This window comes from Microbacterium sp. HMWF026, assembly GCF_003061325.1.
In the GTDB taxonomy this organism is placed as follows: Bacteria; Actinomycetota; Actinomycetes; order Actinomycetales; family Microbacteriaceae; genus Microbacterium; species Microbacterium testaceum_E.
On record NZ_QAJB01000237.1, the window covers coordinates 1 to 9402 of the forward strand.

Genomic DNA, 9402 nt, shown 5'->3' on the forward strand with positions numbered 1-9402 from the left:
GACCGCGCCCCCGGCAGGTCGAGGTCGCCCACCAGGTCGCCGCGTCCGCGGACGATCGCCACGGGGCGGCGCGACGCCTTGCCCTTGACCTTGACCAGGTCGGTGGCTGCGGCCAGTTCGTCGGCCACGCACGGCAGGGTCACCACCAGGGGGCGGCCCTCGGCATCCGTCGTGCCCCGCAGGTCCTCGAAGACGTGGATGCCACCGGCCCCGATCGCGTGGTCCGTCTGGCCCTCCCGCCACGCGCGGCCCAGCGTGTCGGTGATCAGGACGCCGACGTGCGCGCCCGTCGCGGCGCGCAGCCCGGTCGCGAGGGCGCGGGCCGAGGCGTCGGGGTCGACGGGCAGCAGCAGCACGGTGCCCTCGGGGGTGTTGCTGGCATCGACGCCGGCCGCGGCCGAGACGATGCCCAAGGGGTTCTCGACGATGCGCGTGACGTGCCCCGAGGGGGAGGTGCGGGATGCCACCAGCCGCACCGTCTCGCGCGTGATGGCGTCCTCGCGATCGACGGCCCGGATGATGCGACCCTCGGCCTTCGAGACGACCTTGCTGGTGACGACGACGATGTCGCCGTCGCGCAAGGCCGACCCCTCGGCCGGGTGAGCCGCGACGGCATCGAGGATCACCCCGACGAGGTCATCTCGCGGGGTGATCTCGGGGATGCCGTCGAGGGCCCAGATCTGCAGCACGTCAGCGGACGAAGCGCACCTCGGTGAGCTCCTCGCCCAGGAACGGCTGCGTCTGCGAGGCGCCGTCGAGCGAGAAGCCGTTGCGCGTGTAGAAGCGGTGAGCGCGGGGGTTGTCGTCCGCGACCCACAGGTACAGTCCCTCGCCGTCCTCGACGGCGGCGTCGAACAGCTGCTGGCCGATCCCGGTGCCGTGGAACGCGTCGAGCAGGTAGATGAAGTAGAGCTCGCGCTCGCGCGGGGCGTCGTCGTCGCGCGCGGGTCCCGAGCCGACGAAGCCGACGATCTCGCCCCCGACGAGCGCGGCGTGCATCCGGAAGTCGTCGCCCTGGGCGGCCCAGTGGGTCCACAGCTCGGCGAGGCGACGGGGAGAGACGGCCTCGAGGGCCGCCTTGCTGATCAGGTGGTCGTAGGTCTCGTGCCAGCAGGTGGCGTGCACGCGGCCGAGGGCCTCGGCATCCACATCACGCACCGGACGGACGACGATGTCGGTTCGGGTTTCCGCAGTCATGGCGCGACTCTACGCGCGGGTCCGGCGCGGGTGAAATCGGCGACGAACGGCGCCCCGATGCGGTATATCCGCCGCGGGGCCCCTTGTCGATCGTGCACAACGCAATCGCCGTTCCGTGGTCGGATCGCTACGCTCGGCCCTCGTGAACGTCCTCTGGCGCACGCTCCTCGTGCTCTTCCGTGCCCGCCTCCGCCTGCGGCGCGAAGGTGCCCTCGATCCGAACACCGTCGCGCGGATGCGCATCCGGGTGCTGCCGACCGACATCGACCTGCTGCGCCACATGAACAACGGCCGGTATCTGTCGCTGTTCGACCTCGGTCGGTGGGACCTGCTCACCCGCACGGGCCTGCTGCGCGCGATGACCGCCCAGCGCTGGTACGCCGTGGTCGCGGCCGAGACCATCACCTTCCGCCGCTCCCTCGACCTCGGGCAGCGCTTCGTCCTCGAGACGCGGCTCATCGGCCACGACGATCGGGCGGTGTACCTCGAGCACCGCGCCCTCGTCGGCGACGAGATCTACGCCCGCGCCGTCATCCGCGCCCGCATCCTGCGCCGGTCCGGCGGCACGGTGCCGCACGACGAGCTCTTCGCAGCCGTGGGGCGTCCTGAAGGACTGCCCGATATCGAGCAGTGGGTGCACGACTGGGCCGAGGGGTCGGCCCTGCCGTCGACGCGGCGCCCGGCGCCGAGCGTCTGGGGGTAGCGCCGGACGGTCAGCGACCGAACCGGGCGTCGAGCCAGGCCACCTGCGTAATCCACTGGCGGTGGCCCCCGCCCTCGTGCCCGTTGTAGGGGTACACCTCGATCTCGGCATCGTCGGAGGCGAGCGCGTGGAACGCCGCGAAGACGCCCGAGGGCAGCACGACATCGTCCATCAGGGCGACCGAGAACAGCGCCGGCGCGGTGATGCGCCGCGCCAGGATCGCCCCGTCGACGTACGAGAGGGTCCGCAGCACCCGGTCCGCCTCGTCGCGGTGCACGGCCAGGTAGCGCGTGATCTCGGTGAACGGCGCCGAGGGGGTGCGCACGATCGCATTCGGGAAGTCGCAGAGGAACGGCACGTCGGGCAGCACCGCGGCGACCGCGTCGCCCGAGAGCGCCGCCGCGGCGATCGCGGTGCCGCCACCCTGGCTGCCGCCGGTGACCGCGATGCGATCGGCATCCACACCCGGCAACGCGCGCACCTCATCGACGAGACGGACGGCGTCGGTGAACAGCCGACGGTAGTAGTAGTCCTCGGGCGAGAGGATGCCGCGGGTCATGACGCCCGGGTGGGCGGCCGCCGAACCGTGGGGGTCGGGGGTGTCGCCGAGGCTCCAGACCGACCCCTGGCCCCGCGTGTCCATCACCACGTGCACGTAGCCGGCGGCGGCCCAGTTGATGCGCTCGCCGGGGAGGCCGCGCCCGCCGCCGTAGCCGATGAACTCCACGACTGCCGGCAGGACCTCATCGCCGTGCGGCCGCGTGACCCAGGCGCGGATCTCGTCTCCCGCGAAACCGGTGAACGTCAGGTCGTGCACCTGCAGCGCGCGCACGGGCCCCTCGATCGCGCGGAGCGCGCTCGGCCGGGCGGCGGCACGCGACATCGCCAGGGTGTCCGCCCAGAACGCGTCGAGGTCCGCGGGGGCGGGCAGCTCGGGGCGGTAGGCGCGCAGCAGCTCGAGGGGCATGTCGGTGAAGGTGACGGCCACGGTTCCTCCTGGTGGGTGCGGGCGAACCGACAGTAGCAATGCGGTCGACGCCCGCCGCGCGGTCCGGCGCGGTCGGAGGGATGTGAGGCCTCACACCGCGGACGGGTGAATGACATCTGTCCTCCGCAGTCACTTGACATGCTTCTCAGTGAAATCCAAGATGACGCATAGTGAGCGCTCACATTCGCGCACGGACTTCACCCGGCCCCCGCCGGACACCCATCGTCGAGGAGGACGAGTATGGTGCTGCCCCTTTCCGAGAACCGGAGCGCCCGTCGGCCGTTCCGCCGCGCGGGGTCGTTGCTCGCGGCCACGGCGGTCGTCCTGAGCGGACTCGTCCCCGCCGTCGCGGCATCCGCGGATCCGCTGCCGACGCCGCTCGCGTCGTACGACTTCGCCGGCCTCAGCGGCACGACCGTCCCCGATGCCTCGGGACACGGCCACGACGCCACGCTGCGCGGTACCGGGGCGACGGTCGAGGGCGACGCTCTCTCGCTGCCGGGAGGGGCGAACGGGTCGTCGGCGGCCTACGTCGAGCTGCCCACGGGCCTCTTCGACGGACGCAGCACCGTGACGGTCTCGGCGTGGCTGCAGGACCGCACCGGAGCGGGCAACCAGGCGGCGATGTTCTTCGGCACCACCGAGAACCTCCCCGCGCAGTACTGGCTGCTGAACCCGTCCAACCCGGCCGGTCAGGTCAAGTCGGTGCTCACCGACGGGCCGGTCTCGGCGCAGCCCTGGACCCTCGAGCGCGGGATCGCGCCGACCGATCCGTCCCGGGGCATCCCGGGTCCCGCGGCCACCGGGGAGTGGGCGCTGTACACCACCGTCATCACCCCCTCCTCGATCACCTCCTACCTCGACGACACGAAGATCGGCACCGTCGCCACCACCCGCACCGTCGCCGACTTCGGGGCCGGTCTCGTGGGCTACATCGGCCGTTCGTCCTACCCCGACCGCGTCTGGAAGGGCGGCGTGCGCGACGTCGCCATCTACGACGGCGCCCTGACCGACGACGACGTGAAGGCGCTCGTGGCCGAGGGAGCGCCCTCGAACCAGGAGGAGGTGGATGCCGCGGCCGCAGCGCTGGACATCCCCGGCGCCGACGACGTGCGCGGCAACGTCACCCTGCCCACCACCGGCGCGAACGGCACGACCGTCTCGTGGGCGTCCGGCGACGAGAGCATCGTGACGACCACCGGCGAGGTCACCCGCCCCGCCGCGGGCGAGGATGCCGCGACCGTCCAGGTCACCGCGACGGTCGCCAAGGACGCCGTGACCGCCACCCGCACGCTCACCCTGACGGTGCAGCCCCTGCCGGCGCCGCAGGACATGGGCGCCTACTTCTTCCCCTTCTTCACCGGCGAGAGCACCACGACCGACGAGGAGATCTCCTTCGCCACCACGCGCGGCGATGACCCCAAGAGCTGGCTGACGCTCAATGACGGCACCCCCGTGCTGAGCTCGGACCAGGGCGAGAAGGGCATCCGCGACCCGTTCGTGATGCGCTCGCCCGACGGGGACCGCTTCTACATGCTGTCGACCGACCTCAACATGTTCGACCTCTACAACGGCGACTTCGGTCGTGCGCAGGAGGTCGGCAGTCGCAAGCTGAACGTCTGGCAGTCCGACGACCTGGTCACGTGGAGCCCGCTGCGCCAGGTCACCGTCTCGAGCGCCCTGGCCGGCAACACCTGGGCCCCCGAGGCCACGTGGGACGCCGAGCGCGGCGAGTACGTCGTCTACTGGGCGTCGAACCTGTACCCCAGCGCCGCGACCGCCGGACGCCGGGCCGCCGACAGCTACAACCGCATGATGATGGTCACCACCCGGGACTTCGTCACGTTCAGCGAGCCGCAGCCGTGGATCGACGTCCAGCGCGGAGCCGGCAAGGGCACGATCGACGCGACCGTCGTGCGCGACGGCGCGACCTACTACCGCTTCCTCAAGGACGAGGCATCCATGACCGTCCGTCAGGAGCGCTCGACCGACCTGACCGCCACCGTCGTCGGCGCGCTGCCCACGACCACCTCGGCTCCGGGCTGGCAGCTCGTCAAGGAGCAGATCGGCGTCGGGCAGCCCAACCCCTGGGGCGGGACCTTCACCAACGGCGAGGGACCGACGGTCTTCGAGGACAACGCCGAACCCGGCCACTGGTTCATGCTCATCGACCAGCCGAGCTATCACGGCGGCCAGGGCTACCTGATGTTCGAGACCCGCGACATCGCGTCGGGTGACTGGACCTCGGTCCTGGATGCCACGCTCCCCGCGCGTCCCCGCCACGGCACCGTCCTGCCCATCAGCGCCGCCGAGCAGCAGCGTCTGCTCGCCGCGTACCCCACGGACGAGACGGCCGACTTCTCGATCACCGCCGATCCGTCGGCGCAGGGCGCCGAGATCGACGACGCGATGTACGGCGTCTTCTTCGAGGACATCAACAACGCCGCCGACGGCGGTCTGTACGCGGAGCTCGTGCGCAACCGCTCGTTCGAGTTCCTCCCGGTCGACAACGGGGCCTTCACCGGCATGACCGCGTGGACGCCCGTGGGGCTGAACGGCGGGACCGGCTCCGCGAAGCCCGTCGACGACGCCGCGCGTCTGAACGAGCGCAACCGCACCTATTTGCAGCTCGACCTCGCCGGCGGCGCCGGGACCTTCGGCGTCGAGAACGCCGGCTTCGACACCGGTGTGGCGTTGACGAAGGACGGCGTCTACGACGTGTCGTTCTGGGCGCGCACGACCGCGGCGACGGGCACCCCGGTGTCGATCGTCCTGCGCGCCGCCGACGGCACCGCGCTGTCGCAGCCGTTCGCGGCCACGGTCGGCGGCGACGGGTGGGTGAAGTACGAGGGCGAGGTCACGGCATCCGCCACCACCGACGCCGCCCGCGTGCTCGTCCAGGCCGCCGGTGGCGGCACCCTGCGCCTCGACGAGGTGTCGGTGTTCCCGCGCGACACGTTCAAGGGGCGCGAGAACGGACTGCGCAAGGACATCGCGCAGAAGATCGCGGACCTGCACCCGAAGTTCGTGCGGTTCCCGGGCGGGTGCATCGTCAACGTCAACAGCCACGAGGACTACTCGGTCGACTCGGGCTACGAGCGCGCGCGGTCGTACCAGTGGAAGGACAGCGTCGGGCCGGTCGAGACCCGCGCGACCAACGCCAACTTCTGGGGCTACAACCAGTCGCTGGGTCTGGGGTACTACGAGTACTTCCAGTTCGCCGAGGACATCGGCGCCAAGCCCGTCCCCGACGTGCCCGCCCTGATGAACGGCTGCGGCCAGCCTCTCCAGCCGACCGACCCCGCTCTGCTGCAGCGTCACATCCAGGACACGCTCGACCTCATCGAGTTCGCCAACGGGGGCGTCGACACCACGTGGGGCAAGCTCCGCGCCGACATGGGCCACCCGGCACCCTTCGGCCTGGACCGCATCGAGATCGGCAACGAGGAGAACTACCCCGAGGCCTTCATGGCCAACTTCACGAAGTTCCGGGATGCCATCGAGGCGGTGTACCCCGACATGATCCTCATCAGCAACTCGGGGCCCGACGCCGAGGGCGCCACCTTCGAGAAGCACTGGCAGCAGAACAGGGCCGAGAACGTCGACATGGTCGACGAGCACTACTACCGCGACCCGTCCTGGTTCCTCTCGCACAACACCCGCTACGACTCCTACGACCGCAACGGACCGAAGGTGTGGATCGGCGAGTACGCCTCTCGCGACAACCGCTTCTTCAACGCACTCTCGGAGGCGGCCTACATGACGGGCCTCGAGCGCAACGCCGACGTGGTCGAGATGGCCTCGTACGCGCCGCTGCTGGCCGATCAGAGCAGCACGCAGTGGCGTCCCGACCTGATCTGGTTCGACCGCGACCAGGTGTGGGGTTCGGCCAACTACGAGGTGCAGAAGCTGTTCATGCACAACACCGGTGACCGGGTCGTTCCGACCACGGCCGGCGGTGACCTGGCATCCACCGCCCTCACGGGCGCTGTCGGGCTGTCGACGTGGAGCACCTCGGCGCGCTACGACGACGTGAAGGTCACCACCCCCGACGGACGGACGTTGTTCTCGGACGACTTCGCCGACAAGGATGACGTCGGGTGGTCGAAGCTGTCCGACGCCGGCTCGTGGTCCGCCGCCGACGGCAGCTACGTGCAGTCGTCGACGACGGCGAACAACACCCTGGTCGCCGGTCCCGCCCTCGAGGCGACCGACTACGACGTGTCCCTCAAGGCGACCAAGCTCGCCGGTGCCGAGGGCTTCCTCGTCGGGTTCGGGGTCAAGGGCTCGGCCGACTACCTGTGGTGGAACCTCGGCGGCTGGGGCAACACCCGCAGCGTCGTCGAGAAGGCCGTCGGCGGGGCGAAGTCGATCGTCACCGATACCGGCACGCCGAACATCCAGACCGGGCGCACCTACGACCTGCGCATCCAGGTGCGCGGCGCCGACGTCACCCTCTTCGCCGATGGGGTCGAGCAGGGCCGGTTCACCAACACCGCGCTCGAGCCCTTCGCCCAGGTCATGACCCGTGACGAGGCCACCGGCGATGTCATCCTCAAGGTCGTCAACGCGCAGGCGAAGGAGGCGGTGACGAAGGTCGACCTCGGCGGGATCGCCGTGCAGCCGACCGCCGACATGACCGTGCTGCAGGCGGCGCCGGGGGCGCTGAACACCGCCACCGAGACCCCCGTGGCGCCGCAGACCTCGCGCGTCGAGGTCGCCGGCACCTTCACGCGGACCTTCGCGCCCTACTCGGTGACGTTCCTGCGCATGCACACCCGTGTGGCGGACACCCAGGCGCCGACGGTGTCGGTGGCGACCGCGCCGACCGCCCCCGACGGGGCGGCGGGCTGGTACGTCACGCAGCCGTCGGTCACGGCGACCGCGACCGACGACGTCGACGCCGCTCCCCGTCTCGAGGTGAGCACGGACGACGGCGCGACCTGGGCTGCGTACACGGGAGCGGTCACGCCGGCCGAGGGGTCGTGGAACCTCGCGTTCCGCGCGACCGACGCCGCCGGCAACGTCTCGCCGTCGGCGAAGGTAGCCGTGCGCATCGACCGCACCGCCCCGTCGGTCACGGCCGACGTCGACGACGCGGCCCGCACGGTGCGTCTCGCGGCCGACGACGCGGCATCCGGTGCAGCCCGCATCGAGTACCGCGTCGGCGACACGGCGACGTGGACGACCGTCGAGGGCGCCGAGGCGAGCGTCTCGGTGGGCGGGGGCGCCGCGACCGTGGCGTACCGCGCGGTCGACGTCGCCGGCAACGTCAGCGGCGTCGGATCGACGTCGATCGGTGCCGAGGCGGGCGCGCCGACCCTCTCGGTCACGGGCGATCTGGTCGCGGGCGGCGTGATCACCGTCTCGGGAACGGGGTGGCCGGTCGAGGCGGACGGCGTGATCGAGCTGCACTCGACCCCGGTCGAGCTGGGTGCCGTGCGCACCGACGCCGTGGGGGCGTTCCGCGTGAGCGTGACGCTCCCCGCCGACGCCGCCGGCTCGCACCGCATCGTCGCCCGGATCGGCGGCGTCGAGGCCGCGGTCGCGGTCGAGATCCGCGCGGCGGCGACGCCCGGGGGCGGAGGAAGTACCGTTCCCGCACCGGGAGCCTCGGCCGGCCCGGGCTCCTCGACCGGCGGCGCGCCGTCGCCCCTCGCGGTGACCGGGGGCGCGGTGTCGGGCGGTGCGCTCGTGCTGGGTCTGCTGGCGCTGCTGATCGGCGCGGCGATGAAGCGCCGTCGCCGGACGGCGGGTGGCGACGCCTGACGTCGTGCTCGAGGGGTGCCCCGGTCGCGGACGCGGCCGGGGCACCCCTCGTCGTGGCGGCTCAGTCGGCCGCGGCCAGTCGCCGCGCCCGCGCGACACCGTCGGCGATGGCTTCTTCTGCGGCGGGATCCCAGGTGCGGTCGACGATCAACGACCGCACGTCGTGCACCCCGATGGTCCGCAGGAAGAACTCGACGAAGGCCACCTGGTGGTCGAAGACGGATCCCGGCGTCGGCCCGTCCTCGCCGTAGTACTGGCCCCGGACGAAGACGACGTCGGCGCGCGCGACGTCCACGGCGGGACCGAAGTGAACGCCGTCGTAGGTGAAAAGCAGGTTCCGCTGCGCGGCGAGGTCGATCAGCTGCTTCAGCTTGTAGGGGATCGACCAGTTCCACATCGGCACGCCGAGGACGATGCGGTCGGCCTCGCGGAAGCGGCGGGCCAGGTCGTCGATCTTCGCCCAGGCGCGCGACTCGACGGCATCCAGCGGTTCCTGATCGACCCACTTGTATTTGGCCGCGATCACGCGCTCGTCGAACTCGGGAAGCTCCTCGCGCCACACGTCGAGCGTGTCGACATCGATGTCCGGATGCCGTTCCCGCAGCGCATCGATCAGGGCCGAGGCGATCGTGACCGAGGCGCCGTCGTGGCGGGGGGACGAGATGATGTGGAGCACGCGCATAGGGCCAGTGTCGCGAACCCCGATCCGCCGGCCCGGACGCTTGACGCCGGGCGGGTGCGGGTG

6 protein-coding genes are annotated in these 9402 nt (G+C 71.4%); 2 read left to right on the forward strand and 4 right to left on the reverse strand.

Translation table 11 applies throughout. From position 1 onward, the window contains the following. Together cofE and DBR36_RS09510 are read right to left on the reverse strand one after the other, a co-directional pair. Window positions 1–689, reverse strand: a 689-nt coding sequence (cofE, locus tag DBR36_RS09505) for a coenzyme F420-0:L-glutamate ligase (protein WP_108318847.1), incomplete at its 3' end; no start/stop codon positions are given. Window position 690: 1 nt separating this feature from the next. Further along, window positions 691–1197, reverse strand: coding sequence for a GNAT family N-acetyltransferase (locus DBR36_RS09510; RefSeq protein ID WP_108318850.1), 507 nt, complete (start codon window positions 1195–1197; stop codon window positions 691–693). Window positions 1198–1339: 142 nt separating this feature from the next. On the opposite strand from DBR36_RS09510, the gene DBR36_RS09515 reads away from it, so the two are divergent. Then, window positions 1340–1900, forward strand: coding sequence for an acyl-CoA thioesterase (locus tag DBR36_RS09515; protein ID WP_108318856.1), 561 nt, complete (start codon window positions 1340–1342; stop codon window positions 1898–1900). Between the two features lie 10 nt (window positions 1901–1910). Here DBR36_RS09515 and DBR36_RS09520 read toward each other — a convergent pair whose 3' ends face one another. Continuing rightward, window positions 1911–2867, reverse strand: coding sequence for an acetylxylan esterase (locus DBR36_RS09520; RefSeq protein WP_108318858.1), 957 nt, complete (start codon window positions 2865–2867; stop codon window positions 1911–1913). A 261-nt stretch (window positions 2868–3128) separates the two neighbouring features. On the opposite strand from DBR36_RS09520, the gene DBR36_RS09525 reads away from it, so the two are divergent. Next, on the forward strand, window positions 3129–8657 hold the full coding sequence (locus DBR36_RS09525) for an alpha-L-arabinofuranosidase C-terminal domain-containing protein (protein ID WP_108318852.1): 5529 nt from the start codon (window positions 3129–3131) through the stop codon (window positions 8655–8657). A 61-nt stretch (window positions 8658–8718) separates the two neighbouring features. Here the strand turns inward: DBR36_RS09525 and DBR36_RS09530 are convergent, their stop codons facing one another. Next, on the reverse strand, window positions 8719–9339 hold the full coding sequence (locus DBR36_RS09530; protein WP_108318854.1) for an FMN-dependent NADH-azoreductase: 621 nt from the start codon (window positions 9337–9339) through the stop codon (window positions 8719–8721). Between the last annotated feature and the right edge of the window lie 63 nt (window positions 9340–9402).

Coding starts and splice junctions, on each gene's coding strand:
- DBR36_RS09510 (WP_108318850.1), bottom strand. CDS start 1,197: ATGACTGCGGAAACCCGAACCGACATCGTCGTCCGTCCGGTGCGTGAT.
- DBR36_RS09530 (WP_108318854.1), bottom strand. CDS start 9,339: ATGCGCGTGCTCCACATCATCTCGTCCCCCCGCCACGACGGCGCCTCG.
- DBR36_RS09525 (WP_108318852.1), top strand. CDS start 3,129: ATGGTGCTGCCCCTTTCCGAGAACCGGAGCGCCCGTCGGCCGTTCCGC.
- DBR36_RS09520 (WP_108318858.1), bottom strand. CDS start 2,867: ATGCCCCTCGAGCTGCTGCGCGCCTACCGCCCCGAGCTGCCCGCCCCC.